Here is a 26,095-nt window from a genome sequence, read left to right as displayed (position 1 = left end):
TCGTTGAAAGGATCAGAGTATGACCGCCGCCAAATCGCGCGCGCCCGTCAAGCCGGGCGAAGCCGACGTCCATCCAGTGCTGCCGCTGCGCGACATCGTGGTCTTCCCGCACATGATCGTGCCGCTCTTCGTGGGACGCGAGAAATCCATCCGCGCTCTCGAAGAGGTGATGAAGGCGGACAAGCCGATCCTGCTCGCGACCCAGAAGAACGCGACGGACGACGATCCGGCGCCTGACGCGATCTACGAGATCGGAACGCTCGCTTCCGTGCTGCAGCTGCTCAAGCTCCCGGACGGCACCGTCAAGGTGCTGGTCGAGGGGCAGTCGCGCGGCCGGGTGGTCGAATACACCGACCGCAAGGAGTTCTTCGAGGCGCGCGTCGAGGCCGTCGAGGACGTGATCGAGAAGCCGGTCGAGGTCGAGGCGCTGGCGCGCTCGGTCGTGTCCGACTTCGAGAACTACGTGAAGCTGAACAAGAAGGTCTCGCCCGAGGTCGTCAGCGCCGTCACGCAGATCGAGGACGCCTCCAAGCTCGCCGACACCATCGCCTCGCACCTCGCGGTCAAGATCCCCGAGAAGCAGTCGGTGCTGGAACTGCTCGACGTCCTGGAGCGGCTCGAGCGGGTGCTGTCGCTCATGGAGAGCGAGGTCTCGGTCCTGCAGGTCGAGAAGCGCATCCGCACGCGCGTCAAGCGCCAGATGGAGAAGACGCAGCGCGAGTACTACCTGAACGAGCAGATGAAGGCGATCCAGAAGGAGCTCGGCGACGACGAGGGTCGTGACGACCTCGCCGAGCTCGAGGAGCGGATCGCCAAGACCAAGCTCTCCAAGGAAGCCCGCGAGAAGGCCGACGCCGAGTTCAAGAAGCTCCGGCAGATGAGCCCGATGTCCGCCGAGGCGACGGTCGTCCGGAACTATCTGGACTGGCTGCTGTCGATCCCGTGGGGCGTCAAGTCGAAGGTCAAGAAGGACCTGCCGGCGGCCGAGAAGATCCTCGAGGCGGATCACTTCGGCCTCGAGAAGGTCAAGGAGCGGATCATCGAGTACCTGGCGGTGCAGAGCCGGGCGAACAAGCTGACCGGCCCGATCCTGTGCCTCGTCGGCCCTCCCGGCGTGGGCAAGACCTCGCTCGCCAAGTCGATCGCCAAGGCGACCGGCCGCGAATATGTCCGCATGTCGCTCGGCGGCGTGCGCGACGAGGCCGAGATCCGTGGTCACCGGCGCACCTATATCGGCTCGATGCCCGGCAAGGTCATCCAGTCGATGAAGAAGGCGAAGAAGGCCAACCCGCTCTTCCTGCTCGACGAGATCGACAAGATGGGCATGGACTTCCGCGGCGATCCGGCTTCCGCGCTGCTGGAGGTGCTCGACCCGGAGCAGAACTCCTCGTTCAACGATCACTACCTCGAGGTCGACTATGACCTCTCGAACGTGATGTTCGTCACCACGGCGAACACGCTGAACATCCCCGGCCCGCTGATGGACCGGATGGAGATCATCCGCATCGCCGGCTACACGGAGGAGGAGAAGCTCGAGATCGCCAAGCGTCACCTCCTGCCGGAGGTGATGAAGAAGCACGGCCTTGGCCCGAAGGAGTTCTCGATCGACGACGCCTCGGTGCTCACCGTCATTCGCCGCTACACGCGGGAGGCGGGGGTGCGCAATCTCGAGCGCGAACTCGCCAACCTCGCCCGCAAGGCGGTGAAGGAGCTCGTCTTCGCCAAGAGCAAGAAGAAGACGATCAAGGTCACCGAGGCCAAGGTCGCCGACTACCTCGGCGTGCCCCGCTATCGCTACGGCGAGGCGGAGAGCGAGGACCAGGTCGGCGTGGTCACGGGTCTCGCCTGGACGGAGGTCGGCGGCGAACTGCTGACGATCGAAGGCGTCATGATGCCCGGCAAGGGCAAGATGACGGTCACGGGCAACCTGAAGGACGTGATGAAGGAGTCGATCTCCGCCGCCGCGTCCTATGTCCGCAGCCGCGCGATCGACTTCGGCATCGAGCCGCCGCTGTTCGACCGGCGGGACATCCACGTCCACGTCCCGGAGGGCGCGACCCCGAAGGACGGCCCCTCGGCCGGCGTCGCGATGGCGACCGCGATCGTGTCGGTGATGACCGGCATCCCGGTCCGCAAGGACATCGCGATGACGGGCGAGATCACGCTGCGCGGCCGCGTGCTGCCGATCGGCGGCCTCAAGGAGAAGCTCCTGGCGGCGCTGCGGGGCGGCATCAAGACGGTGCTGATTCCGGAGGAGAACGCCAAGGATCTGGCGGACCTGCCGGACAGCGTGAAGAGCCGTCTGGAGATCGTGCCTGTCCGCGTGATCGACGAGGTGCTGAGTCGGGCGCTGCTGAAGCGGCCGGAGCCGATCGAGTGGGAGGAGGAGCGCGCCGCGCCGCCGAGGCCCGCCGCGGTCGAAGAGGACGGCTCGGCGATCCGCGCCCACTGATCAAAGGGGCGTGCCAATCTGGCACGTCTTTCACGCTGCGTGACACAAGAAAGGCCCGGGACCCCGTCCCGGGCCTTTTTGGTCGTTTCGACGCGCCCGAAAGGCTCGAATCTCACCGTTTTTTCGGGTTCCATCCCTTGCCACCGCTGCTTTTTCGATCAAGGGTGCGCGCCTCTTTCCGGGGCCGGCGCCACCCGCCGAGTCCCGTCGTCGCTCAATGGAGAGAACGATGAACAAGTCCGATCTGATCGCCGAAGTCGCCGAGACGTCCGGCCTCTCGAAGCTGGATGCGGCGAAAGCCGTCGACGCGACCTTCGACGCCGTCATCGCGGCTCTCAAGAAGGGCGAGGAAGTCCGCCTCGTGGGCTTTGGGACCTTCGCGGTGGTGAAGCGCGCCGCCGGCGTCGGCCGCAACCTGCGCACCGGCGAAACCATCAAGATCCCTGAGTCGAACACGCCGAAGTTCAAGGCCGGCCAGGCTCTCAAGGACGCCGTCAACGGCTGATCCCCGCTCGGGCGGGGCGTTCATCAGAGCGTCCCGGCCCGACGCGACCCGCCCTCGCGGCGGGTGCGCAGCATGCGCCCATCGGGCGGTTAGCTCAGCTGGTAGAGCATCTCGTTTACACCGAGAGGGTCGGCGGTTCGAGCCCGTCACCGCCCACCATGGGGCCCGTGCGCCCCATGCGCGATAAGACCGGAAGATCCGGTCTTTCAATATCTTAGGGCGGCGGCGGCCGCCCTGGGGACAAGGAGGCGGCAAGCGGCGATGACCGCTTGACACGCCCAGCCTGGTCCCTTACCAACCGCCGCACGCAACGGGCTCGCCCGTTTCGGGGGTGTAGCTCAGTCGGTTAGAGCGCCGGCCTGTCACGCCGGAGGCCGCGGGTTCGAGTCCCGTCACTCCCGCCATTATTTCTCGGAGTTGGACAGAACTCCGAGAGCCGGTTCCAACTTTTGGAGCCGCGTAACTCCGACTTGCACATCATTCGTTCCGATCCCGGCGCTTCATGCGGCCGGCGACAGCAGAGACGATCAACGGCCTCCACAAAGCCGAGGTGGTCCACCGGCGTGGACCCTGGCGGTCCGTCGAGTTCGCGACGCGGAATGGGTGGACTGGTTCAACAGTCGGCGGCTGCTCGAACCCATCGGCAAAATCCCGCCAGCCGAAGCAGAAGAGCGCTACTACGCAATGCGGAGCGAGCCGGCTATCGCGGCGTGACTCAAACGAATCGGCCTCCGGAGAATCCGGAGCGGTTCATGAGGCGGGTCGCGGGCATGGCGGTCGAGGGATCAAAGCGGAATTTGGCGGCACGCGCGCGGCGCTGGTCGCGGCCTGAGCGGGGGGCGCTCGCGAAGTGCCAGCGCAGCGCGTCATGGCACGTTCGGCAAGCCGGACCGTCCACCGCCGCTGAAATCTGCGCGCAGCTCGAGATCGCCGACTTCGGCATGATCGTGTTCGAGCCATTCCGGCGCCGCACCTGCTGGCCACGTCGCAGTGCCCTGCCGCACTTGCTCACTTTGATAACGCAACGCCACATGCCCGCTCGTTGAGGTATCAGACCGGCGCTCAGGGAAAGCGTCCCCACCTCTTTCACATCCTGAGCCAGGGCCCGCCGTCTCGAGAAGACGGCGGGCTTTCTCGTTTACGTCCGGGTTCGGAAGCGCCGCGCCGGCTGGCGCTGCGAGTGGGTCGAGAACCGACAGCGCTGCAAGGTCGCCGCTCCAGCTCGCCTCCGCGCGGACCACCCCGTCGAGCGCCAGGCCGGCGGCGCTCGGTTCGAACCGAGGAATGGCCCTGCCTGTGCGGCCGGCGCCACAGCCTGGAGCCTCATGCCACGCCAGCGCAGGAACCGAAGGACAGCTCCGTTCCTTCAAACGGCATGCCTGCGACCGTCAAAGCCAAGCTCGCTGAGATCGAGAGCCATATCGACGAACGCGTCAGCCTGTTGAATCAGGAGGTTGACGCTGCCGCCGCTCAACGGGCGGCCTCCAATGGGGCGGTCCATCTTCGCCGCGCCCTTGTCCTGCGGGCGGTCATCAACGCGCCTCGCGACGAAGCTGAGGCGCTGCGACGGTTGATGTATTAGGGCCGACTGAGCGTACGGCCGCTCCTGGCTCGCAAAAACACCAACTGGGAGATTCGGCCTGACGGGTCGTTTCGTCGTTTCAGCCTACCGGCTCCCGGTCGATCAACTGCCGCAAAGCAGCCAATAAACGGCGCTCAACCGCCGGCTTTCCGACATTTACCGCCCCCGCCAGCACTTCGCCGGCGAACCGCTCCGGCCGCTCATACGCGCTCGCAATGGCGAAAGGCACGGATCGCGCTCTGAGCGCTTCAGCAACGGGAGTGACCATCTCACGGCCGAGGTTCACGTCAAGGAGCGCAACGTCCGGGAGTTTCTCCTCCAGGAGCCGAAGCGCCGCCCGGACCGTCGCCACCGGACCGATTACGCGCCAGCCGTGCTCCTCGAGCAGCCGCTGCAGGTGCATGGCGATGAGGAACTCGTCCTCCACGATCAGCACGGTTCTCTGCACGGCGTCCCTTCATCTTGGAGGGAGTTCACTCCACCAGTGGGACGGCGATCTCGGCTCGATAACCGTCGCTGGCGTACTCCTGTCCCAGCTGCCCATGCAGCGTGTAGGAGATCGCCGTTCGGATGAGCTCGGACCCATAGCCTTTTCTATCGGGGGAGACCACAGCCGGTCCCCCGCTCTCCGCCCAGGTGATCCGCAGGCGCTCGCCATCCTCGATGCGCCAGCTGACCGACACGCGACCGCCGGCCGCCGATAGCGCGCCGTATTTTGCGGCGTTGGTCGCCAGCTCGTTGAAAACGAGGGACAACGACGTGAGGCTCTTGGGGGTCAGTTCGACCGGCTCGCCCGGCTCAATAACAAGCCCGTGGCCTTCACCCGAGAAAGGGGCGAGGACGCGCTCCGTCAAGGTCTTCAGGTCACCCGCGCTGTCTTCGGCAAACGCAATATCCTGCGCCGCGATGAGAGCGGCGAAGCGGCCCAGGAAAGCCTCGCGGTATTCCTCCGCTGATCGGTCCTCCACCGGCGTGAGCCGCGCCATCGAGTGCGCGACGCTCAACAGGTTCTTCATGCGGTGGCGGAGCTCGCCGAACAGCATGTCCTTGGCTACGTCACGCCGAGCCTGATCCGTCACGTCCACGATCGAGAGCAGCAGCAAGTGACCGGCGTTGTCCGGATGGAACAGCGTCCGCGCCGTCAGGAGCATGGTTCTGGGGCCGAGACTCGGAAAGTCGTGCTCAACCCGGAAGTTCACCACCGCAACGCTCCTCGGGATCACGTCTTGAAGGAGCGAACGCAGCTCAGGGATGTCCCACTGGCCGTTCCCCAGCGTGAAGAGCTGCTGGCCGATGGTCTCATACCGGTCGACGCGGAACGTCTCGAAGAACGAACGGCTGGCGTTCTGCACCCGGAGGCTCTCGTCGAGCACCAGGAGCGGATCAGGGATCGTGTCGACGATGCCCTGGGCCTGAACGTGGCTGGTCCGGAGAATGCGATAGAGGTCTTCAACGTTCATCATGGCGCCCCGGCAGAAGTCCGGCGAAGGTAGTCACAAACCCGTGCCGCCTCAAACGGCGGGCAGCTCCACCCCAAGCGCCACCAGATGAGCGCCGCGAGCGCGGGCGGCGCGACGATCGCTAACACGGTCGCGGGCGCCGCGGGCCGAGTCTCGTCATGACCACGGCGGGCCGCGGCCGTCCTTCTTCATCGGCCATTGCTCCCGTTTTGTTCTCGCAGAATCCATCGTCGCGAAGAGGCGCCTCTTCCTCGACACGCTGAAGGACATCGCTCACGGCGAGAAGCAAATCCCGTCGCGCCCTCGGCAGATGAGCACGTCCGAGGGGGCCGACGAACTCCGGCAGTTGTTGGAGCGGCATCGCGAGGAGACTGGCGGGGAAGTGCGGCGGGCTCCAACCGCCGCTCCCTGTCTTGTCGGCCAGGGTCAGAGAAGCTTGCCCTCGATCGCCTGAGGCTGGACATAGCCGTAATAGATGATCGCCGCGACGACGCCGATGACGAGCAGCGCGATCAGGATCTTTAGCACGCCTCGATTTGTCTTCTGTTCACTGCGGGTGAGCCCGGGCTCCTGACCGCCGTGACCGGGAGGAGTGTTTGTCATGTCGGACCTCGTCTGAGACTGAACGAGGGCTCAATGAATCGTGGCGCTCATTGTTCCGCAGAGAACGTCACGGCTGCGCCAAGCGGGGAAGCTTGGCGGCTTCCGGTCACCGATGTCCGGTTCATGTCCAATCCGGGCTGACGCGGTTGCGGGAGGGCCGGCCACGCCAAGGAAATCCCGAACCGCTGTGCTATTGGCCAAAGAGCACCATCGGGCGTCCAGATCGTCCGAAATGCCATAGATCCCTCTGCAAGACGTGAATGCCGTCCTCCGAGGCGCAGCCGGTCTTGCGAGGCCGGACCCTGTCGGCGGCGGGCGGCGTCACGGCTCCGCGGAAGCGGCGGCGGGAAGTCGACCACCTCGCCGGGCCTGCTCGCTTCGGGCGCGCGCAGGCCGGGAAGGTCCCGGTCTGTGGGATCAATCTCGGCGCCGAACCCGGGGTCGCTAGGCGCAAGATCGCCTATCTCGCCGAGAACGTCGGGTTCTGCGAGCATCTGAGCGCCCGCGCGGACGCGGACTATCTGCTCGCGCTGGCGGGCGCGCCCCCGAACGGCGACTCGGTGTTGCGGCCGTCCGATGCGGGGCGACGCGGGACCGCCGCCTCCGCGGGTTCTCCAAGGGCATGCGGCAGAAGGTTGCAGTCGCGGCGGCGCTTCTGCGGGGCTCCGGTCCTCCTGCTCGACAAGCCGGCCTCGAGCCTCGACCCGCGAACGACCGCGGACTTCAACGCGCTGCCGTCCAAGGCGCGCGACCGCGGCGCGGCGGCCTAGGCTGCTGTTGCAGGAAGGAGACAGTCTGCGAGAGCCGGCTCGGGAGATGTTACGTTATAACATTACATCATGTTAGGAGCCGCGTTGAATTCGGCTGACGGGCGATCGGCGCGATCGCCCGTCAGCCGGTGCGTCAACGGGGGTTAGATCATCATGCAGTCGAGGCAAGGAACGGGCGTGAAGGCGTGCCTTCTCGCAGCGGGAGCGCTCGTCCTGACGACAGGCGGAGGGGCGTCCGCTCAGCAGGCCATGGAACTTGAGGAGATCACCGTCACGGGACCAAGTCCGATTATCTCCGTGGACAGACCGGCCGGGCCGCCGCCGGATCTAAATGGCGTCCTGCCGGTCGCCGCCGACGTCTTCGCGCCCGTGACCGTGGCGCCGCGTGACGAGATCACGCGCAATCAGCCCTCGACGCTCGGCGGCGCCCTGCGAGACAGGCCGGGCCTTTCCGGCACGACCTTCGCGCCCGGGGCCGACAGGCCGATCATCCGCGGGCTTGAGGGACAGCGCGTCCAGATCATCGAGAACGGGCTTGGCGTGCACGATGTGTCGGCGCTGGGCGAGGACCACGCGGTTCCGGTGAGCCCGCTCTCCGCCGACCAGATCGAGGTGATCCGCGGCCCCGCGACGCTGCGCTACGGGTCTTCGGCGATCGGCGGCGTGGTGAGCGTCGAAAACGACCGGATTCCGCAATTTGAGCCGCCGGGCGGCTTCTCGGCGGAGGCGATCGCCGGCCTGTCGTCGGTCGACAGGGGGCGCACAGCCGCTGCGCGGATCGACGCGGGCCAGAACGGCTTCCTGTTTCACGCCGACGGCTTCGCCACGAGGGCTGGAAACTACGACACGCCGGACGGGCGGCAAGCCAACTCCTCGGCGCGCTCGACTGGCGGGTCCGTCGGCTTCTCGAAGGTCTTCGAGCAGGGCTATGTCGGGCTGTCCTACAGCCGCTTCGACAGTTTCTACCACATCCCCGGCGGCGAGCAGGCCGAGCTCAACTCGCGGCTCGATCCGGAGCAGGACAAGATACAAGCGCAGGGCGAATACCGTTTCACTGACGGCCCCTTCTCGGCTGTGCGCTTCTGGGTCAACGCCTCGCGCTACAAGCACCGCGAGCTCGGTTTCGAGGAGGAGCACGCGCACGAAGACGATCATGATCATGACCATGACCACGGCCACGAGGCTCGCGAGGACGTGGTCCATGGCGTCTTCAAGAAGCGCGCGGCCGAAACCCGCATTGAGCTTCAGCATGCGCCGGCCGCCCTGTCCTTCGGCAGTCTGACGGGCGCCTTCGGCGTTCAGGCTGGACGCGGCAAACTGAAGACATCGGGCGAAGGCGCAGGGCTGATCGCGCCGACGGACACGAAGACGATCGCCGCCTATGTGTTCGAGCAGATCGACTTCGGCAACGGCCTGAAGTTCCAGGCCGCCGGCCGCATCGAGCATGTCGGCGTCGACGGCGCCGCAACTATCTATCCGGGGCTCGTTCCGGACGGGACCGATCCAGTTAATCGGAACGCGCAGCGGAGTTTCACGCCGACGAGCGGCAGCCTCGGCCTGCTCCAGGATCTGCCGCTCGGCTTCGTGGCGAGCTTCACCGGCCAGTATGTTGAGCGCGCCCCGAGCGGCCTCGAGCTTTTCTCGCGGGGCTCCCATCACGCCGCCGGCCTGTTCGAGATCGGCGACCCGAACCTCAAACTCGAGAAGGCGAAGTCACTTGAGCTCGGCCTGAAACGTGCCGAGGGGCCGCTGCGGCTCGACGCCAGCGCCTACCACACCTGGTTCGACGGGTTCATCTACCGTCGCCTGACCGGCGTGAAGTGCGGCCACGAGTTCGATGAATGCGGCGAGGAGGACGAGTTCGACCAAAGCGTCTACTCGCAGAAGAACGCGAGGTTCTATGGCGTGGAGCTCGCCGTCCAGTTCGATGCCGTGACGCTCGGGCGAAACGTCTTCGGAGTCGAGGGACAATACGACTTCACGCGCGCAAAGTTCACCGACGGGACGAACGTTCCGCGCATTCCCCCGCATCGGCTTGGCGGCGGCCTGTTCTGGCGTAGCCAGGATGGTTTCTTCGCCCGCGTCGCACTGCTTCACGCCTTCGCACAGAACAGGACCGGTGATCGGGAAACGCGCACGTCGGGTTACGACAACCTGAAGGCGGAGTTCAGCTATACTCGTGAATTCGACCGCCGGACAAAGATCAGCTCGGTCACAGTCGGCGTTCTTGGCGACAACCTTCTCGACGAGCGCATGCGCAACTCCGCGTCCTTCAAGAAGGACGAGATCCTTCTGCCGGGCGCGAACGTGCGGGCTTTCGTGCGAGCGAGATTTTGAGGGCGATGGCGGCGCCGATTGGCCGCGTGGGGACCGCGCCACCTCCCGCCATTCTTCTCTGGAGGTTGGGCAGAACCTCTAGAGCGCTGTCCCGGCTTTGGGGACCGGCGTGTCCCAGACTTCCTCGCTCACATGTTTGCGCCCCGACGTTCCGCCGCCCTTGCGGAACTCGATCGCCGGTTGCGTCTCCAGCGGGACGAGGCGAGGGCGACCCGGTCGCGCGATTCGGGTTCGCCCCGCGAGAACCGGCGATCGCCTCCGCCAGCCGGCGAATGCGCAAGTCCGGAAATCGCCTCTGATCCGAATCGCCATTCACTCTGTGCGGCCCTCCCAGACGCGCCGACCTGGGCGCTTACGCCTCCGCTGAGGCACGGGAAGACCACGGTCCGGGGATCTACTGCGTCGCTGACGAAGACAGCCTCAGCGGCCCTCCGGGCCCGCGTCACGCGCCGTCCGTCTCACCCTGCAGCCGGACTTCCATCCGGTCGGCATGTTCGTCGGCTTGCGCGGCCATCCGCTCGATGATGTCAGCGTCGGCGCGCATCGCCGCGGCGACCGCCCTGTGCCGCCGCGCCGCGCCCCTCTCCCTGTCGATCTCCGCCCGCAGCCGCGCCCGCTCATCGTCCGTCAGGGATGTCACGACCGTTCCTCATGGGCGCCGACCCGTTTGCGGCAGTATCCATCAGTGTCTCAGGATGGCACAAGCGGCTAGGAACATCGTCATCTCGATCCCAGGAACGCGGCCGCGCGGCGGGCTCCAGTGGGAATACGTCACAAGGGCAGGGCGCGAACACGCGCTACGCCGACCGCTGCGACGATGGCCCGCGCCTGGACGTCCATCCGTGCAAGGACACTGATCCTGTGGAGGCCTGCGCGATCTGGCGGACGCTCTGTTCAGGAAGCGCGGGCGCCCTCGGTCAGTCAGGCCCGGCGCTCAGTCATCGGACGCCATCGAGCATATCACCACCGTGCCGACGGTCAGGTAGACGAAGCTCACGACCAGGAGGATGGTGATCTCGTCGTCGACCCCATAGGTCAGCGAGACCCAGTGGAGCGCGCCCAGGGTTAGGATCAGGCCGAGGATGAACACGGCTACGATCTTCACCATCATCGCTCCTCCGACCGCCTCGCCCACGCACCCGCGCCGCCGCATGAATCCTCGGCGCCAACTTAGCGGATGGCGGGTGCGAGCCGAACCACCTGCCGATCCACGCGCCGGCTTTCTCACGCCAGAGCGCAGACACGGACGCCGCGGGAGCGAGACCTGGCTGAGGCGCATGGGCGATCCAGGGTCGGACGCTTTCAGCATTTTAGTACGGGTGGCGATCAAATGTTTATTGGTTGCGCATCTTCGGGCGTGACGCTCAATGAAAACTGGTACTGTCTCAGTTTGAGCCTTCGCCGGGTTTTCTTGGCGGATTGACCGACGCCTCAAGATTTTGAGATTCATCCATGTGCGAGAGCATGTCGGGCGTGTACTCCGCGACCTACTGGTTGCTGGCCGGCATGGAGGAGATCAGGCTCGGCTCCCTGTTCCTCAGAGCGACCAACGCCGAGGATGCTCTCGGCGAAGCCGGCCGCCGGAACACCTTCGACGTCGCGAACTATGTTTCGGTGTCCTGTGACGGCGAGGAGGTGGCGGCGTCTCATCTGGCGAGCCCGTCCGTCCCCTCGGACCCTGACCGTGGCGGCGCCGGGGCGAAGCCCCAGACGGTCGACCTCTATCGCATGCTGGGCTTGAGCCAGGACGGCCTGGAGCCGGTGCCGGCGAGCTGACGGCCTGTCGCTTTAGGGCCCGCGGTAGGTCAGCGCTCCCTCCCAGAAGGTTTGGCGGTACTTCTTGAAGAGGGGCCGCCACTCCATGCGCTCGTCGGCCAGATCGCTCGCGATCTCCGAGAAGTAGTAGCTGCATGCGTCCCGGGCGACGCTCAGCTGCTTCCGCGATTCGAAGTTCTTCAGCTTGAGGCGCCGTCGGATCCTCGCGACATCATTGGTTATGTGGCGTTTGGTGGTTGCCTCGCTGTCGTCATGGATGGGGACGAAGTCATTGATGTCGAAACCGTAACGCTCGTAAAGCGCCTCGAAATACTCCCACCTCCTGTAATAGATCTGGAAGGGCGCGCTCACGAACATCGGCCAGTAGTCCGGAGCAAGGAGCGATATTCCGAAGACCTTCTTGTGCCCTTCGGACAGAACGCTCCGGGTCGCCAGTCCATTCGGGATCTTGTAGTACAGACATGCGCGAGGGCGCATAAGGGCGGTGAGATTGGCCAGCACGCCGGCCGTGTCATAGATGTGCTCGAACACGTCGTTCACGATGACAAGATCGAACGGACCATGCTCCCGAAGCATGTCCCGGGCGACGATGGTGGATGCGTCGCAGCGCAGGAACGGGATGGCGACCTCGTCTCTGGCGTTCTCGTCGGCGAGCTTCAGCCACTTCTCGTTGACGTCGATCCCGACCACCTGAGCGCCGAGCTTCGCGAACTCGATCGCGAAGCTTCCATAGGCGCAGCCGACGTCCAGGACCCGCCGGCCCTCGAGTTCGATGCCGAGCTTGTCATGCAGCAGCGTCGCCGCCTTGCGCGCGCGTTCGCGACTGTTGATCTGGAACGAGTAGCGCTTCGCGTGCTGCCCGGTGAGCTCCTCCACGCTTCCGAGGCCCTGCGCCTTCGCGAAGGCGGCGAGAAAGGCGGCTTCTGACATTCTACAGCCTCGCTTCCAGAGGCGCGCCGGGCGCAGGCGCGTGAGCGGGCGGCTGCGAGGACGTCAGACGATCATAGAGGCTGCCAATCAGGCCGCCCGCGACGGTCCAGCTCCTCTCCCGCTCCACGAACGCCCGGCCCGCGCGGCCCAGCCTCTGGCGCAACTCGGGGTCGTCGACCGCGCGCGCGAGGGCGCTGCGCAGCGCGCTCGCGTCGCCCTTCTGGAAGAGCAGGCCGGTCTCTTCGTGCCGCACCATCTCGGCGATCGCAGCCACGTTGGACGCCACGACGGCCTTCGACATGGCCATGGCTTCCAGCGGCTTCAGCGGCGCGACGATCTCTGTGGCCGGCGCGGGTCGCTGCGGGAACGCGGCGATATCGACCAGGGAATAGTACGAGGGGACTTGATCGGGCGGCATCCGCCCCGGCGCCACGAACCGCAGATCGGGGAAGCGCGAAGCCGCCTCCCGCACCTGCGCCATGCCGTCGCCGTCCCCGACCACCAGCAGCGCGAGCGGCCGGCCTTCGGCTGCGAGCGCCGCGACGGCCCCGACCAGATCATCGAGCCCTTCATAGTCGACCACCGAGTCGATGAAGCCGATGACGCAGCATCCCCGCAGGCCCAGCGCTTCCTCGAGCTTCCGGTCGCGCTCGAGCCCGGAGAATTTCTGTGCGTCCACGCAGTCCGGAACGAGCCACATGGCTTCAGGGGCTACGCCGCGTTTGGCCAGCTCCGAACGAAGCCCCTCGGTCAGGGTGAGGACGACGTCGGCCTCCCGCGCCACTCTCGTCTCCAGGTCCCGAATGAGGTTGAGGCGATCAGACGCGGGGGTAGGGCTCTTCGGGACTTCGCCAGGCTCCAATAGCCCGCGAACTTCATAGACGAAGGGAACGCCGAGCTTTCGCGCCGCCATCAGCGCCGGCAATGCGTTCAAATAGTTCGAGGCCGCGTGGATGACGGACACGCCCCGGCTGCGGGCGAACGCAAGAATCTTCTCGCTCGCGTCCTGGAGGTAGTCGCCCAGGGGGGCGGCGTCGGCGGGGAGCCCGGCGAGACGGTGGTAAACCACATCATCCACTGGACAGGTCATCGCGCCGTCCGTCACGGCGGGCGCGTCGCTTCGACCCCGGGGATAGCCCGGCCTTGTGGCCGCGACGACCTGCCAGCCGGCGTCCGAAACCGCGCGAACGACGTTGTGGGTGCGGGTGGTGTAGCCGTTGACGTGATGAGGCAGCGAACTCGCCGACAGGTAGAGCGCCACCTTGTCCGATCGCGCGGGCCGGCGTGGAAGCCGCGGCGGGACAAGCTCGCGATCCTCCGCGACCTTCAACGCGCTTCGGATGGCGGCCGCCAGAGGCCAGCCGGCCAGGCTCTCGCGCCCCCAGGCGTGTTCCGCAAGCGAGATGAGCTGCGCGGGGCGGCGCAGCATGCCGGCGGCGCACATCACCGCAACCAGCCATTTCAGGCGCGTGAGGCGGGGATCGAGGCGCAAGGCGCGCTCCCCGAGTTCGATCGCCCTGATCGGGTCCTTCTTCCGGATCTCTCTTGCGACGTCCGCGAGCGTCCGCGCGAGTTCCCGCCGACCCGGCCCGAGCTCGATCCCGGAGGCAGCATCGACCGCCCCGGACCCCGGAAACGGTGAAGGTCGATCGTCCTTCGCGAAGGCTGCGTCGAGCTCGCGCCAGATCGTGTGGAGGACCTTTATGTTCTCCTCCCACGTCCTCTCGGCGGCCACCCAGCGGCGCGCCCGGCGTCCTGCGGCCTCGCCAAGCCCGGCGGCGCGCGCCAGACGCTCCAGCAGTCTCGCGAGCGCCGGCGGATCGGACGGGGGGCACACGAAGCCAGTCACCGAGTCCTGAACGATCTCGGTGAGCGCGGCCAACTCGCTCACGACGACGGGTCTGCCGAGAGCCATGGCCTCGAACGGCTTGAGCGGAGACACGATCTTGCAGACCGAAAAGGCCTTCCTGACGATCGGCACGGCGTCGGCGGACGCGAGATATTGCGAGACTCTTGATGGCTCGACGCGCCCGAGGAAGGTCACGAACTGCTCGGCGTTCAGGCTGGCGGCGTGCGCCTCGAGCGTGCGCCGGTATGTTCCGTCGCCGACGATGAGCAGCCGCGCGTCGAGACCCCGATCCCGCAACAGCGCCGTGGCGGTGATGACGTCGTCGAGACCTTCATAGAAGGTGAGGGAGCCCGCGTAGACGATCAGGAAAGTCTCTGCGGGAGTGCCGAGCAGCGTCCGAGCCTCCGCTGCGTTGACGCCGGCGAACGCCTCGGGATTGACCGCGTTCGGCAGCAGCTTGATCTTGCGGCGATCGACCCCGCCGGCCGCCATCTCGTCGGCGACGCCCCTGGTGATGCAGAGGAGTTGATCGGCGTCCTGCGCGACCGCGACCTCGAACGCCCTCGACAGACGGAAGCGTTCGCTGTCCTCGTCGCCCTGCCGCGCCGCCATGGTGAGTTCCCAGAGCCCCCTCATCTCGTAGATGAAGGGCGCTCCGACCCGCCGCGCCGCCCTGAAAGCGGGAAGCGCGTTGTTGTAGTCGGAGGTCGCCTGCACGATGGCCGGGCGCTCGTCGCAAAAGCGCTCGACCAGGCGCTGTTCGACCTCCCGGTGGAACTCCGCCGCATTTTCGTTCGACCACGCCAGATAGGTGAACACGTACCGCACGTCGTCGATGACGACCTCGTGGTCGCGGGTCGGGATCTCTTCCGGGACGAAGCCGTGAAGCCTGGTCAGCCTCGGACGATCCCAAGGGAAGCCGGGGCGGACGAAACAGGTGACATGGTGGCCGGCCGCGATCGCGGCCTTGAGAAGCTCGTGCGTCCGGACCGTGTAGCCCGACAGGTGATAGGGAGGCGCGCTGCCCACCACATAGGCCACGCCGCGGCCGGGGATCGGAAGGTAGCCGGGGGGCGGGAGCGCGAAGCCGGTTCGCATCAGGTGAGCCGAGGAGCGTATCGAGACGACGATCTCCTCCACGGCGCCGTCCTCGCGCGGCAGGATCGCGTCGGCGCTGCTGACTTCGCCCGCCCTGAACAGCGCCTTTGCGACACGAGACGCGCGAGCCGCCGTCGGCCGCGCCTCGAAGGCAAGCCAGCCGGCGATCAGGCGCGCCTGCCGCAGCGGCGAAGAAGCGTTCTTGACGACGTCCTCGATCTCCCTGGCCCGCTGCAGCCTTGGGGCTTTGGAGAGGATGATCTGCGCGAAGGCGCGCTCCGGGGGCTGGAGTTCCGGGCCGATGTCCGTGGGGCCGAGCGTCTCTTCCGCGGCTTCCGAGCCGGAAAGCTCGCGAGCCAGAAGCGAGATCGCTCCGAACATCGCGGAGGCGGACTCGACGTGCCCGCCATACAGAAATCGCTGAGCCACCGCCTGAAGCTGATCGACGTCGGGCCGGCACGCGGCGGCGAGCCAGCCTGACACCAGAAGCCCGTCGGCGTCCTGATCGATCAGCCGTTGCGACAGCGCGTCGAGCACGGCCGCCTTCTTTCGGCGGCTGACATCCCAGGAGAGAACTGTTCTGCAGGCGAAGGCGTAACCGTCCAGACCCAGGATCTGGAGAGCGGCTTCTATCCGGGCCCGGGTCGTCGCGCCCTTGATGTGGGCGTCCGCGCCCGTGGCTGGATCAGCGGGATCTGCGAGATCGAAGGTCGTCGTCTCGGCGCGGTCCAGGGGCGCTGTTTCGGGTTCCGCGTTCGGCGCCTGGGACTGCATCGGCCGATCCGCTCCGGCTCAGGCTGCGGCGGCCGGTTGCTCGGTCAGCAGCGACCGCACGATCCGCCCGGCGGCCAGGCCATCCCCGTAGGGATTGTGAGCCAGAGACATTCTTTCACGCGCTTCGCGGTCCTCGAGAAGCCGCGTGGCGCTGTCCACGATGGCGGACGTGCTGGTGCCGACCAGCAGAACCGTTCCGGCGTCGACCGCCTCCGGGCGTTCAGTGGTGTCCCGCGTCACCAGCACCGGCTTCCCGAGCGATGGCGCCTCTTCCTGCACGCCGCCCGAGTCCGTGATGATCAGATAGGACCGGTTCATCAGCCAGACGAACGGCAGATAGTCCTGCGGGGGGATCAGGAAGACGTTGTCGATGCCCTTGAGATGCCTGTTCGCGGCTTCCTGAACCACAGGGTTCAGGTGCACGGCGTAGATGACCTCGACGTCGCCGCGCGAAGCGAGCTTCCGCAAGGCCATGCAGACGCGATCCAGTCCTCCGTCGAAATTCTCCCGCCGATGCCCGGTGACCAGAATGAGCCGCTTGTCGCTGCTCAGAAAGGTGAACTGCGCCTCGATGCGGGCGCTCATCTCGGGACGTGAAGCGAGCCTGTCACGGACCCAGAGAAGCGCATCGATCACCGTGTTGCCCGTCACCACGATCTGTCGGTCCGCGATCCCCTCGCGGAGCAAATTCGCCCGGGACGTGCCCGTGGGGGCGAAATGAAGCGACGCGATCTGGCTGGCGAGCTTCCGGTTGATCTCTTCAGGCCATGGCGAGAGCACGTTGCCGGTTCTCAGGCCCGCTTCGACGTGGCCCAGCCTGACCTTCTGGTAGAAGGCCGCGAGCGCCGCGGCCAGAACCGTGCTGGTGTCGCCCTGCACGAGGACCCAGTCCGGCTCGAACTGCTTGATCACCCCCTCCGCGCCTTCGAGAACCCGCGCCGTGATGTGCGTCAGGGTCTGCTTGTCGCGCATGACGTTCAGCTCGAAGTCGGGGCGGATCTCGAACAGGTCCGTGACCTGGGCGAGCATCTCCCGGTGCTGCCCTGTGGCGCACACTCCGAGCGTGACCGAGGGCTCTTCGCTGAGGGCGCGGATCACCGGGGCCATCTTGATGGCCTCGGGACGGGTGCCGATCACGGTCAGGATCCTCACGTCGGCGCTCCGCCGGCGAGCAACTCCGCCGACGGCTCGGCCGCCTCTGGGGCAGCGATCGCGGCCTGCGGCGTCGGGCGCCCGACCTGTATGACCACGAAGCCCTGCGCCTCGAACGGCCTCGGGTCGAGCATGTTCCTGCCGTCGACGATCAGGCGGCCGCGAAAGCCGTCCAGAGCGTCCGTGGTCAGGCTCCTGTAGGCGGTGTGATCGGTCATCAGGAAGATCGATCCGGCGCCCGCGAGGACTTCGCCGAGATCGGGGTTCACGCGGTGGTTCCCTTCGTGCGTCTTCCAGATGCCGACGTGAGGGTCGTGGGCTTCCCAGTGATAGCCTCGCAAGGACAGCTCCTTGGCGAGCTGCTCCGAAGGCGCCTCCCGCGCGTCGTCGATGTCCCCGCGATAGGCGACGCCGAGGATCGCGACGCGTCCGTTCTCCGGTCGAAGCCCCGCCCGCTCGGCCCGGTCGAGCAGGCGCACCGGCTGGGTGTCGTTCACGGTCCGGGCGGCGAGCAGGAGCGGAGTGAACTCGCGGTACTTCTCGATGAGAAACCAGGGATCCACGGGGATGCAGTGCCCTCCGACGCCCGCCCCCGGGGCATGGATGTTGACCCGGGGGTGCATGTTCGCGACCCGGATCGCCTCCATCCCGTCGATGCCGTCTTCTTCGGCGATGCGGGCGAAGACATTCGCCAGCGCGATGTTGACGTCCCGATAGGTGTTCTCCATGAGCTTGGCGAATTCGGCCGCCTCAGACGAAGTCACCACCAGGGCGCCGAGCGAAAAACGCTTGTAGAGCTCGAGCGCTCTCTGGCCGGCGCGCTCCGTGCAGCCGCCGATCACCCTGCTGTTATTGATCATCTCGTCGAGCGTGTGCCCGGGAAACACCCGCTCGGGACAGTAGCAGATATCGAGATCATCGTAGGGATCGAACCCGGCCGTCCTTACGAGCTCCGCGATCATCCGCGTGGATCCGATCGGGCTCGTGGACTGCAGGATGATGAGATTGCCGCGCCGCAGCCGGGGCACGATCGAATGCGCCGCCGACAGGACGAACGCCATGTCGGCCCTGTGGCTTGCGTCGACGGGGGTCGGGACGCAGATGACAAAGACATCCGCCTCGTCCGGCGGGGACATCCTCGCATGAAGGCGGCCGCTCGCCAGGCTCGCCACCACGATTTCCTCGACGCCCGGCTCCTGGATGGAGCTTTCGCCTCGGCTCAGGCGCGACACGATCTCCGGATCGATGTCCACGCCTTCGACCTGGAGGCCGGACCGCGCGAACAGCGCCGCCGTCGGAAGGCCCACATACCCCAGGCCAACCACGCAGATCGTGTGATCCTCGTCCATCGCAGCGTCGGCCCCCGAACGGTTCAGCATGTCACTTGGCCATCGTCCGAAATCTCAGCTTGGGCGCCGCCGAGGACATGCGCGTCCTCAGGCGCAGGACAGGTGGAGCTGCACTGCGCCGCTGCGGGGATCCACGAAATGTCGCAAGACTCGCTCGGACCCGACGAGGGCCGCGAAGGAAGATGATTTCCGTCTGTAGTATCTGTTGTAGGGATATATGTGCTGATCGCTGAGCGGCGGGCTGCTGACATGCATGTCGTACGATCCGAGCGCGCCAAACGTCGGCGAAAGCGGGATCGCGGCGCGTATGTGCCATGCGTCGCGGCCGGTATAATGCCGGTGCAACCTGGTCGAGATGCGGAATACGCGCTTTGCGGACTCGGAGGTCGCCTTGAACGTCGATGGCGGCTCTTCGCCGTCACGTGCGCTTATGTGCAGTTCGCTGTCTTCGGCGGGCGCCGCGTGCGAGATGAGAGAGAAGTCGAGCTGAAGATCGAGCTCCTCCCCAAGTTCGATGGAGCGGACGAAGCAGCGGCAGCTGTCCTCGTTCTCCGCGACAGGGCGGGGGCCTCGATACTCAAGTGACAGCGTGAAGGGCCTGATCGCCCAGTTGGGCAACAAGCTCACGCCGACGCTCGCAGGCATGAAGCAAGGCGATCGGGAGCCGGATTTCTCCACCGCCTCGAACCGCAGCGGCCTGTCGAGGCAGGCGTCGGGGAGGCAGGCGCGGTAATGAACCAGTTCGTCGTTCCGCTCCTCGGGCTGGAGGAACAGGTGCTGGTTTATGCACTGTCCGGTGGCGATGATGCCGGCGAGCCGATCGAAGGCGGCGGGGCGGCAGGCGCCCATGATGCAGATCCCTGTCGAGTCCTGGTCCATCTCCAGGAGCAACTGGGTCGGGTCCGTCGGGAGGAGTTCGATCAGGCTCAACGCGTTCCTCGACAAAGCGCTGGCAGAGACCCTCGCGCACTGGCGTGCGCGCTTGCGATGCGGCGAAGGCGCTGCAGTGGCCACTGCCGGACAAGGCGCTGACGACCGTCGCGCAGGTCCCTCCAAAGTTCCGCGGCACGTGCAGATCCGCGCCTTCAGGCGAAACGCTACGCGCCCGACGTGGAAGACGCACACTCGTGAACAGTACTTAGGGAAACTACGTAGGAATCCTCTTCGCCGGCGCCGGCGCCGTCACGCTCATTGATGAAAGAAGAGCGGCCCGCCGTGAGGATCGCAGCGCCTGGCGGTGAGAGGATGGCGCGCCGGGCGTTCGGCTAAGCCGCGTCGGCGAGCGGCGACAGACGCCTGCCGGGGCGGCGCCGCAAAGCTCGACCTGGAGCATGACGTCTTCGCCGGCGTCCGGCCAGCGCTGAGATCTCGTCTCGATGTGGCTGTCGCGGTTTCCCGGCGCGCAAGGCCGGGCGTGCGCGCCGCCGGCCTCCGGGGGCGCGCAGGGCGGCTCCTCAGGAGCGGGCGGCGTCGCTGTCCAGAAGCGCTTCCACCGCGCCGATCGCGAGCTCGAGGTCTGCGATCTTCGCGAGCATGTTGTCGGTCGGAAGGACGCCGGCCTTGGCGGCCGACTGCAGGATCTTCACCTGTTCCTCTTCCATGCGCTGAAGAAGCGCTTCGTATTCCTTCACGGGGGAGATCCTTCACCTTCCGGCCGCCTGACGGGCCTGATCGCCGGTTCTAGCCGAACCATGGGTTCGCCGCCACGCCCCCGGACGCCGGGCGACCATTCGGCTCCCGCCATGCAGAGGCCGATGGCCCTTTGCGGCGTCTCGGCGCCCGCCAGCCGGAGCTTGAGCTCCCGGCGGGTAACGGACCGCTGAGACCATTCTGATGTGAAGAACGAAATTCGCCCAAGGGTACCCGAATACACCCCTGCCGGAAAGAGGCGGCGCAGTGGATCGATCCGAAAAGGCGCGCAGTGACGCGCCGCGCCGTCTCGGCGGCCTCGGCGCCTCCGGCGCCGGTCGCCTGGCGCGGGAGCCGGTCTTTCCCGGGCCGCTTGGTGAAGTCGACGCAGCGACCTAAATCCCCGACATGCAAACCATCCGCAGCGCTATCAGACACCAGGTGCACTGGCTCGTCGGGCATGGCTCCGGCGAAGCTCCCGCGCCTGGGCCGCGAACCGGTCAGGGTCTGTTCGGGCCGGATTCAGTGACCTGGCGGGTGCATCGCGACTTCACGTCGATGATGATCGGCGGCGTCAGTTCGCTGCTGCTTCAGATGCTCCACCCGGGGGCGCTGGGAGGGGTCTGGGATCATTCGAATTTCCGGCGGGACATGTCCGGCCGCCTCCGCCGGACGGCCCAGTTCATCTCCGGCACGACCTATGGTTCGACCGATCAGGCGCTGCGGCTGATCGAGCGGGTGCGCCACGTTCATGAGCGTGTTCATGGCGAGCTTCCGGACGGCACGCCCTATCGCGCAAGCGACCCGGCGCTTCTGACATGGGTCCATGTCGCGGAGGTCCGTTCCTTCCTGAGCTCATATCTCAGATACCGGAACCCCGCTCTTTCGGCGGCGGAGCAGGATCGCTACTTCGCCGAGACGGCGATCATCGCCCGGCATCTCGGCGCGACCTCCGTCCCGACCACGCGGCTCGAGATCGAGGGTTATCTCAAAGCAATCCGGCCCGATCTCAGATGGGATCGGCGAACGCGGCAGGTGGCCCGCGCGCTGCTCTCCCAGCCCTCGGAGAACCCGGCTCTGGCGCCGTTCAGCTCCCTCATGCTGGGCGCGGGCGTCGATCTGCTCCCCGGCTGGGCGTCCGAGATGCACGGGTTCCGTGTTCCGGCGCGACGGAAGAGAGCGATCAGGGCAGGGGCCCTGGGCACGGCCGCGATCGTCCGGTGGGCGCTTCGGGAGGAAGGAGCCGCCGCGGCTTCGGCCTAGTTCGCAGGAAGCGCGCGCCGTCTTCGGGGATAGGCGGTCGGAGCGGGAAGCTAGCTCGCCGCCGGACTGCGCGCGACGGCTTCCGCCAGCCGCATCAGATAGTCGTGGGTCACGTGGCCGACGGGGTTGGCGCCTTTGTGCGGCGCGCGTGGATCAGGTTCCGCGAGGAATCTGGCCCGCTGCCGGAGCCCGGACGCGAACTCCGCCCGCGCCTCCTCGGACAGTCGATCGACCGCGACGGTCTCGGCAAGGAACGAGGCTATGTCGGCCTCTATAACGCCTCCGCCGATGACCGCGAACCTGAGAGCGCGCGAGTATGCGGAGGCGGTCAGCCCGGCGATGTCTGCTGTTGCCATCCGACAAGTATCGATTTGACGGCACGATTCCGCCACACGATCGGCGCCGAGATGACGCTATCAATAAGGCGTAGGCGCGTGGCTCGGGCTACCGGAACGTGCAAACCGGGTCAGGCCGGTAGCGGCTGACGGCGCCCCGGTCACGCGGGCGCGGCAGGGGCGTTTTCTGGTCGCCGCCGCGCGGCGCGCCGCGCTGGAGGCGGCCGGTCACTGAGGGGCGCCCCCGGCGTCCAGCCGCTGCTGCATCCTTGCGCTCAGGCGGTCTGCGACCGCGGCGAAGAACACCTTCTGGCGCTGCAGCTCGTCGCCTTCCGGATGTCCCCGGCGGGGCTCGGCGCAGGCTTCAAGCCGAATGATCGCCGAATCGAGCCGCTCGAACAGGGAGTCCGCGAAGCGCTCGACATTGACGGTCGGATGCTCGACCGCCTCGGCGACCCCGTCGACGAACGCCTCCACCCGCTCATCGAGATCCGGCGTTCCCGAACCGGCGTAGCGCGCGGCCTGCTCGGCCGCGAGCTCCATGATCTCGCCCACGCTGATCGTGCTCATGGGAGTCACCTCCATCGTCGCCTGATCGAGAGCCGATGGAACCCCCGGATGGTTTACGGTTCCTTACCGATCGCGGCCGACGACGCGGCGGGACGCTCCTCGACGAAGCAGAGGCGGAGCGGAAGTAGGTTCAGCGAAGGCAATCGGCCGGACCGCACGCGGGCTCAATCGCACCCATGCTCCCCGCGCCATGTCTGCGCCTTGTGCTTCTCAAGGCGCAGAGTCAATATCAGCCCAGCACAGGCACATCGTCAGTCTGCTATCGGAGGATGCGAGGCAAGATGAGCGAATGCTCACCTTCGAAGGGCGGGAAGAAGTTGTTCCATTCCCAGTGGCCGAAACGTGAGCCGGGCTCGCGACTGGTCGGGGGGTGCGATCCCTACCACGCGCCGCGGTTCAAGTTTTCCAAAGAGAGCAGTTTCTTCACGATAGGCTCCTGCTTCGCCCGGAACATCGAAGAGTATCTGGGCCGGGCCGGCGTCCGGGTCGCGACATACGACCTCGATTTTCCGAACAGCGAGCTTAAGGCCAACTCGAGGCGGAACGATCTCCTCGTAAAATACACTCCCGGATCGATCCATCTGGAGATCGCGTCGCGTTCGGGCGGGTGGAGCCTCTTCCGGACGAAAGATATCTTGTCGCGACGGACAAGAACGGCGGCTACCACGACGTCATGCTGCCGTTTGACTACCCCGCCGTGACGCTGGAGCGCGGCGTCGAGCGGAGACGGCAGATCAGGGCTCTGTTCGCCGGCATCGCCGATGTCTCCGTGGTCGTGATCACGCTCGGTTTGATTGAGCACTGGTACGACAACGAACTCGGCATCTACATCAATTCCCGTCCAGGGCCGCGGGTGGAGAAGCAGTATCCAGGCAGGTTCGCGTTCAGGCAGCTCGACCTCGAGGAAAACCGCGCCCTCGTCGAGGCGTCTCTCGACATCATCCACGAGGTGAACCCGTCGGCCCACGTCATCCTTACGACGTCGCCGGTCCCGCTCGGCCGCACGTTCACCGATGACGACGTGATCGTCGCCAACGCCTACTCCAAAGCCGTCCTTCGCGTCATCGCGCAGGAAATGGCGAAGAAGCGCTCCTTCGTCGATTATTTCCCGAGCTACGAGATCGTGACCATGTCTCCTCCCGAGATGGCCTGGGAGCAGGACCTCCGACATGTCCGGGACACCATGGTCGGAGACGTGATGAAGAAGTTCTTCGCAAGTTACTTCGTCGGCGAGGACGCGACGGAGGCGGAGGACGTGACCGCGGCCTATCTGAAGGCGAAGACGGATCTTGATGCCGGTCGCGCCGAGGCGGCCTTCAGCGCCTTCAAGAGCCTGGAATCGAATTTCGCGGAGGACCGATCCTTCTGGCTCTCCTACTGCCTGTCGGCGGTTGAAGCCAAGAAAGCCGAAGACGCGGATCGCATATCGCTCATTCTGATGGAGAAGAACCCCGGCGCCTGGGCGGACATACTCCGCGGCCGAGCCCTGGCGCTCGGCGGCGATTATCCGTCAGCGCTGTCGTTCATCCGGAGAGCGCGGGAGAACCCCCGCACCGCGATCCACGCGAGCGGCTGGGAGATGCTGGTCGGCCGTGACATGGGGGACGCTCAGGTCGAACTCGCGGGGGCCCTCTCGGCCGCTGACGCCATCCTGAGCGACCAGGCTACGGCCGCCAAGAAGCGCTGGGTCACCAAGCGGATGGTGTCCGTTCTGGAGGCCGCCGGTCGGAAGGACAAACTTCACGAGCTGAAGCCGTTTCTTCCTGCCGAGGCCGTCTAGCGGGTCCGTCCCTGCCGCCGCCGGCGAACGACCGGGCGGCGGTGGAGTGAGCTTTTGCGTCGCCAGCGATGGACGCTGACCATAGAGCGTCCACCCAAGCGGCGCGAAGCCGCAATGAGGTGCGGCTGCTTTAACGGCGCCCGGCGCCGCGGGCGCCGGATGCGGCGTCAGGTTCGCCAGGGATGCGAGGGCAGTTCCGCCGAGCCGAGCGCCTGCGCGCCCGCCAGGGCGACGGCGTGGTCGTTCTCGACCGAACTACCGCTGACGCCGATCGCGCCGACCATCACGCCGTTCTCGTCCACGATCGGCAGGCCGCCCGGGAAGGTGATCAGCCCGCCATTCGAATGCTCGATGCCGTAGAGCGAGCCGCCGGGCTGGGAGAGCTTGCCGATCTCGCCCGTCGGCATCCCGAAGAACACGGCGGTCTTCGCCTTCTTGATCGCGATGTCGATGCTGCCGACCCAAGCGTCGTCCATCCGGCGGAAGGCCTTGAGGTCGGCGCCTGAATCCACCACCGCGATGCACATGAAGGTGTCGATCTCGCGGGCCTTCTCGACGGCCCTCGCGATAGCGCGCTCGGCGTTCTCGATCGTGACGTGCATGGGATGCTCCTTCTCGCAGTGATGCGTGCGAGATAGGGCGGCCGCGCCGCGCTGCGAGCCGTGGCCCCGGAGACGTGACCGCCGGCGGCGCGGCGACGTCCGCGGGGCCCACGAGCAGAAACGCGGGCCGCGCTGCAGGCGCTCTGGCGGTCCGGGTGGGGAGAGGGGCCGCCCCGGACCCGCTCTCCCCCGGGCAGTCAGAACAGCAGGCTCAGCGCATGGTCGACCGTGCCGCCTTCGCCGACGAGGTTCTCGAGGACCGTGCCCTCGCCGAGCAGATGGCCGGCGCCGAGGCCGTCATTATTGGTCAGGTCGGAGAGAATGCCGCCTGGTCCGGCGATGTCCTTGAGGACCTCGCCGACTGTGCCGCCGTCCCCCGACGTCAGGTCGTCGAGGACGCCGCTGGGGCCGAGAATGTCTCCGAGAACGGTTTTACCGTCGCCCGCCGCGCCGGCGAGGCCGAGCGGATCGGGGCTGTGAAGCAGATCGTCCAGGACGCCTCCGGGCCCGCTGATGTCCTCGAGCGCCGTGCTCAGGAGATCGCCCAATTGCCCTGTCAAACTCATGCCTATCTCCACTGTCGTTGCACATCGGCGCGGGACCACGTCCCTGCGCCGACAGGGGAACTAGGCGCGGGCGCTTCTTTTCAAATGAGCACATCGTCGATCTGGTAAATTCGCGGTCGACCGGGCGCCTGATAAAACTGGTAAAAATTGTTCAAAGCGGAGCAGGGTTTTGGGTGATGCGAGTGTGTGGCCTCGCCGTTCTGGAATTCGTCCAGCGCGCCGGAGAGGGACACATCGGGGCCTCGCCTCGATATCAGGGAGGGACGCGGGCGAGACACAGCCTCCCCGACCCTCTTATTAGACGATGCTTCTTAATTGATGGGTGAGATCTGGGTTGAGGCCGCTCCAGCGCCGCCTTCCGTAACCGGGTCTCGCCTTGCGGAAGCCCTTGGCCTCGCGCTCCGAGCCCAAGAAGAAAAGGTCGCCGGAAAGCTGCGTAACAGCGGCTCCCATGATTGAGTTGTCAGATGATCATAATATAGGCGCGCGCGGTCCCTGATCTTTTTTTGCGGGGCGGAAGAGGTCATGCTAACCCTCTAGGTCACGGCGGCGCAGGCGGGCGCGCCGACGAGGCGTCTGTGGCGGGAGAGCATGGCGGAGCGGATCCGGTCTTCATCGTTATCGTCTCATTTGCGGGCGCTGGAGTCGGAGTCGATTCACGTCATCCGTGAGGTTGCGGCTGAGTTTCGCAATCCTGTGATGCTGTATTCGAT

23 protein-coding genes, 2 tRNA genes and 2 pseudogenes are annotated in these 26,095 nt (G+C 66.4%); 13 read left to right on the top strand and 14 right to left on the bottom strand.

Annotation, left to right across the window (positions count from 1 at the left end; all coding sequences use genetic code 11):
* Positions 1-19: 19 nt before the first annotated feature.
* From lon to GGR24_RS17490, 6 genes and pseudogenes are all read left to right on the top strand, one after another.
* A complete protein-coding gene (lon, locus tag GGR24_RS15370; protein ID WP_183396270.1) occupies positions 20-2,452 on the top strand; it encodes an endopeptidase La in 2,433 nt (810 codons plus the stop codon).
* A gap of 229 nt (positions 2,453-2,681) precedes the next feature.
* Complete coding sequence (locus GGR24_RS15365) at positions 2,682-2,957, top strand: HU family DNA-binding protein (RefSeq protein WP_183396269.1); 276 nt, start codon at positions 2,682-2,684, stop codon at positions 2,955-2,957.
* An 83-nt stretch (positions 2,958-3,040) separates the two neighbouring features.
* Positions 3,041-3,116, top strand: a tRNA-Val gene (locus GGR24_RS15360).
* Between the two features lie 168 nt (positions 3,117-3,284).
* Positions 3,285-3,361, top strand: a tRNA-Asp gene (locus GGR24_RS15355).
* 107 nt (positions 3,362-3,468) lie between these two features.
* Positions 3,469-3,671: pseudogene (locus GGR24_RS15350) on the top strand (IS3 family transposase); the annotation flags it as partial.
* A 661-nt stretch (positions 3,672-4,332) separates the two neighbouring features.
* Positions 4,333-4,539: a hypothetical protein gene (locus GGR24_RS17490; RefSeq protein WP_210286229.1), complete on the top strand. Its 207-nt coding sequence runs from the start codon at positions 4,333-4,335 to the stop codon at positions 4,537-4,539.
* A gap of 79 nt (positions 4,540-4,618) precedes the next feature.
* On the opposite strand, the gene GGR24_RS15345 is transcribed toward GGR24_RS17490, so the two are convergent.
* Positions 4,619-4,987 carry a response regulator gene (locus tag GGR24_RS15345; protein ID WP_183396268.1) on the bottom strand — a complete coding sequence of 123 codons (369 nt, stop codon included), beginning with the start codon at positions 4,985-4,987 and terminating at the stop codon, positions 4,619-4,621.
* Between the two features lie 25 nt (positions 4,988-5,012).
* On the bottom strand, positions 5,013-6,002 hold the full coding sequence (locus GGR24_RS15340; protein WP_246398546.1) for an HWE histidine kinase domain-containing protein: 990 nt from the start codon (positions 6,000-6,002) through the stop codon (positions 5,013-5,015).
* A 187-nt stretch (positions 6,003-6,189) separates the two neighbouring features.
* On the opposite strand from GGR24_RS15340, the gene GGR24_RS17955 reads away from it, so the two are divergent.
* The 3 genes from GGR24_RS17955 (at position 6,190) to GGR24_RS15325 (ending at position 9,709) form a co-directional block, all read left to right on the top strand.
* On the top strand, positions 6,190-6,453 hold the full coding sequence (locus GGR24_RS17955) for a DUF892 family protein (RefSeq protein ID WP_183396411.1): 264 nt from the start codon (positions 6,190-6,192) through the stop codon (positions 6,451-6,453).
* Between the two features lie 409 nt (positions 6,454-6,862).
* Entirely contained in the window at positions 6,863-7,372 is a 510-nt protein-coding gene (locus tag GGR24_RS15330; protein WP_183396267.1) for a hypothetical protein, read from the top strand.
* Positions 7,373-7,669: 297 nt separating this feature from the next.
* Complete coding sequence (locus tag GGR24_RS15325; RefSeq protein ID WP_343066270.1) at positions 7,670-9,709, top strand: TonB-dependent receptor; 2,040 nt, start codon at positions 7,670-7,672, stop codon at positions 9,707-9,709.
* Positions 9,710-10,151: 442 nt separating this feature from the next.
* On the opposite strand, the gene GGR24_RS15320 is transcribed toward GGR24_RS15325, so the two are convergent.
* Positions 10,152-10,349 carry a hypothetical protein gene (locus GGR24_RS15320; RefSeq protein WP_183396265.1) on the bottom strand — a complete coding sequence of 66 codons (198 nt, stop codon included), beginning with the start codon at positions 10,347-10,349 and terminating at the stop codon, positions 10,152-10,154.
* Positions 10,350-10,643: 294 nt separating this feature from the next.
* Positions 10,644-10,820: a hypothetical protein gene (locus tag GGR24_RS15315; RefSeq protein ID WP_183396264.1), complete on the bottom strand. Its 177-nt coding sequence runs from the start codon at positions 10,818-10,820 to the stop codon at positions 10,644-10,646.
* Positions 10,821-11,161: 341 nt separating this feature from the next.
* Here GGR24_RS15315 and GGR24_RS15310 point away from each other — a divergent pair, with 341 nt between their 5' ends.
* Positions 11,162-11,485 carry a hypothetical protein gene (locus GGR24_RS15310; protein ID WP_183396263.1) on the top strand — a complete coding sequence of 108 codons (324 nt, stop codon included), beginning with the start codon at positions 11,162-11,164 and terminating at the stop codon, positions 11,483-11,485.
* 12 nt (positions 11,486-11,497) lie between these two features.
* On the opposite strand, the gene GGR24_RS15305 is transcribed toward GGR24_RS15310, so the two are convergent.
* The 6 genes from GGR24_RS15305 to GGR24_RS15280 all read right to left on the bottom strand — a co-directional run bounded on the left by GGR24_RS15305 (position 11,498) and on the right by GGR24_RS15280 (position 20,268).
* Positions 11,498-12,415, bottom strand: coding sequence for a class I SAM-dependent methyltransferase (locus GGR24_RS15305; RefSeq protein WP_183396262.1), 918 nt, complete (start codon positions 12,413-12,415; stop codon positions 11,498-11,500).
* Between the two features lies 1 nt (position 12,416).
* Positions 12,417-16,136 carry a glycosyltransferase gene (locus GGR24_RS15300; protein WP_183396261.1) on the bottom strand — a complete coding sequence of 1,240 codons (3,720 nt, stop codon included), beginning with the start codon at positions 16,134-16,136 and terminating at the stop codon, positions 12,417-12,419.
* 18 nt (positions 16,137-16,154) lie between these two features.
* Positions 16,155-17,288 carry a non-hydrolyzing UDP-N-acetylglucosamine 2-epimerase gene (gene wecB, locus GGR24_RS15295; RefSeq protein ID WP_183396260.1) on the bottom strand — a complete coding sequence of 378 codons (1,134 nt, stop codon included), beginning with the start codon at positions 17,286-17,288 and terminating at the stop codon, positions 16,155-16,157.
* Positions 17,285-18,667, bottom strand: coding sequence for a nucleotide sugar dehydrogenase (locus GGR24_RS15290; protein ID WP_183396259.1), 1,383 nt, complete (start codon positions 18,665-18,667; stop codon positions 17,285-17,287). The genes wecB and GGR24_RS15290 overlap by 4 nt, the downstream gene beginning before the upstream one ends.
* Before the next feature lie 57 nt (positions 18,668-18,724).
* Complete coding sequence (locus GGR24_RS15285; RefSeq protein ID WP_183396258.1) at positions 18,725-19,651, bottom strand: hypothetical protein; 927 nt, start codon at positions 19,649-19,651, stop codon at positions 18,725-18,727.
* Positions 19,652-20,091: 440 nt separating this feature from the next.
* On the bottom strand, positions 20,092-20,268 hold the full coding sequence (locus GGR24_RS15280; RefSeq protein ID WP_183396257.1) for a hypothetical protein: 177 nt from the start codon (positions 20,266-20,268) through the stop codon (positions 20,092-20,094).
* 406 nt (positions 20,269-20,674) lie between these two features.
* Here GGR24_RS15280 and GGR24_RS15275 point away from each other — a divergent pair, with 406 nt between their 5' ends.
* Positions 20,675-21,529, top strand: coding sequence for an oxygenase MpaB family protein (locus tag GGR24_RS15275; RefSeq protein ID WP_183396256.1), 855 nt, complete (start codon positions 20,675-20,677; stop codon positions 21,527-21,529).
* 50 nt (positions 21,530-21,579) lie between these two features.
* Here GGR24_RS15275 and GGR24_RS15270 read toward each other — a convergent pair whose 3' ends face one another.
* Both GGR24_RS15270 and GGR24_RS15265 read right to left on the bottom strand, forming a co-directional pair.
* A complete protein-coding gene (locus GGR24_RS15270; RefSeq protein ID WP_183396255.1) occupies positions 21,580-21,885 on the bottom strand; it encodes a hypothetical protein in 306 nt (101 codons plus the stop codon).
* A gap of 207 nt (positions 21,886-22,092) precedes the next feature.
* Positions 22,093-22,434 (bottom strand): hypothetical protein, encoded by a 342-nt coding sequence (locus GGR24_RS15265; RefSeq protein WP_183396254.1) that lies wholly within the window; start codon positions 22,432-22,434, stop codon positions 22,093-22,095.
* Between the two features lie 607 nt (positions 22,435-23,041).
* Here GGR24_RS15265 and GGR24_RS15255 point away from each other — a divergent pair.
* Complete coding sequence (locus tag GGR24_RS15255; protein WP_343066269.1) at positions 23,042-24,214, top strand: GSCFA domain-containing protein; 1,173 nt, start codon at positions 23,042-23,044, stop codon at positions 24,212-24,214.
* 167 nt (positions 24,215-24,381) lie between these two features.
* Here GGR24_RS15255 and GGR24_RS15250 read toward each other — a convergent pair whose 3' ends face one another.
* Both GGR24_RS15250 and GGR24_RS15245 read right to left on the bottom strand, forming a co-directional pair.
* Entirely contained in the window at positions 24,382-24,816 is a 435-nt protein-coding gene (locus GGR24_RS15250; protein ID WP_183396251.1) for a GlcG/HbpS family heme-binding protein, read from the bottom strand.
* A gap of 197 nt (positions 24,817-25,013) precedes the next feature.
* Positions 25,014-25,382, bottom strand: coding sequence for a hypothetical protein (locus GGR24_RS15245; protein WP_183396250.1), 369 nt, complete (start codon positions 25,380-25,382; stop codon positions 25,014-25,016).
* A 591-nt stretch (positions 25,383-25,973) separates the two neighbouring features.
* Here GGR24_RS15245 and GGR24_RS15240 point away from each other — a divergent pair.
* Positions 25,974-26,095 (top strand): annotated as a pseudogene (locus GGR24_RS15240) (sulfate adenylyltransferase subunit CysD); the annotation flags it as partial.

The organism is Hansschlegelia beijingensis (assembly GCF_014196425.1).
GTDB lineage: Bacteria > Pseudomonadota > Alphaproteobacteria > Rhizobiales > Methylopilaceae > Methylopila > Methylopila beijingensis.
The sequence above is the reverse complement of the archived record's forward strand: the minus strand, read 5'-3'. Positions and strand labels throughout refer to the sequence as shown.

Coding starts and splice junctions, on each gene's coding strand:
- lon (WP_183396270.1), top strand. CDS start 20: ATGACCGCCGCCAAATCGCGCGCGCCCGTCAAGCCGGGCGAAGCCGAC.
- GGR24_RS15365 (WP_183396269.1), top strand. CDS start 2,682: ATGAACAAGTCCGATCTGATCGCCGAAGTCGCCGAGACGTCCGGCCTC.
- GGR24_RS17490 (WP_210286229.1), top strand. CDS start 4,333: ATGCCTGCGACCGTCAAAGCCAAGCTCGCTGAGATCGAGAGCCATATC.
- GGR24_RS15340 (WP_246398546.1), bottom strand. CDS start 6,002: ATGATGAACGTTGAAGACCTCTATCGCATTCTCCGGACCAGCCACGTT.
- GGR24_RS15330 (WP_183396267.1), top strand. CDS start 6,863: ATGCCGTCCTCCGAGGCGCAGCCGGTCTTGCGAGGCCGGACCCTGTCG.
- GGR24_RS15315 (WP_183396264.1), bottom strand. CDS start 10,820: ATGATGGTGAAGATCGTAGCCGTGTTCATCCTCGGCCTGATCCTAACC.
- GGR24_RS15310 (WP_183396263.1), top strand. CDS start 11,162: ATGTGCGAGAGCATGTCGGGCGTGTACTCCGCGACCTACTGGTTGCTG.
- GGR24_RS15305 (WP_183396262.1), bottom strand. CDS start 12,415: ATGTCAGAAGCCGCCTTTCTCGCCGCCTTCGCGAAGGCGCAGGGCCTC.
- GGR24_RS15300 (WP_183396261.1), bottom strand. CDS start 16,136: ATGCAGTCCCAGGCGCCGAACGCGGAACCCGAAACAGCGCCCCTGGAC.
- GGR24_RS15290 (WP_183396259.1), bottom strand. CDS start 18,667: ATGCTGAACCGTTCGGGGGCCGACGCTGCGATGGACGAGGATCACACG.
- GGR24_RS15275 (WP_183396256.1), top strand. CDS start 20,675: ATGCAAACCATCCGCAGCGCTATCAGACACCAGGTGCACTGGCTCGTC.
- GGR24_RS15270 (WP_183396255.1), bottom strand. CDS start 21,885: ATGGCAACAGCAGACATCGCCGGGCTGACCGCCTCCGCATACTCGCGC.
- GGR24_RS15265 (WP_183396254.1), bottom strand. CDS start 22,434: ATGAGCACGATCAGCGTGGGCGAGATCATGGAGCTCGCGGCCGAGCAG.
- GGR24_RS15250 (WP_183396251.1), bottom strand. CDS start 24,816: ATGCACGTCACGATCGAGAACGCCGAGCGCGCTATCGCGAGGGCCGTC.
- GGR24_RS15245 (WP_183396250.1), bottom strand. CDS start 25,382: ATGAGTTTGACAGGGCAATTGGGCGATCTCCTGAGCACGGCGCTCGAG.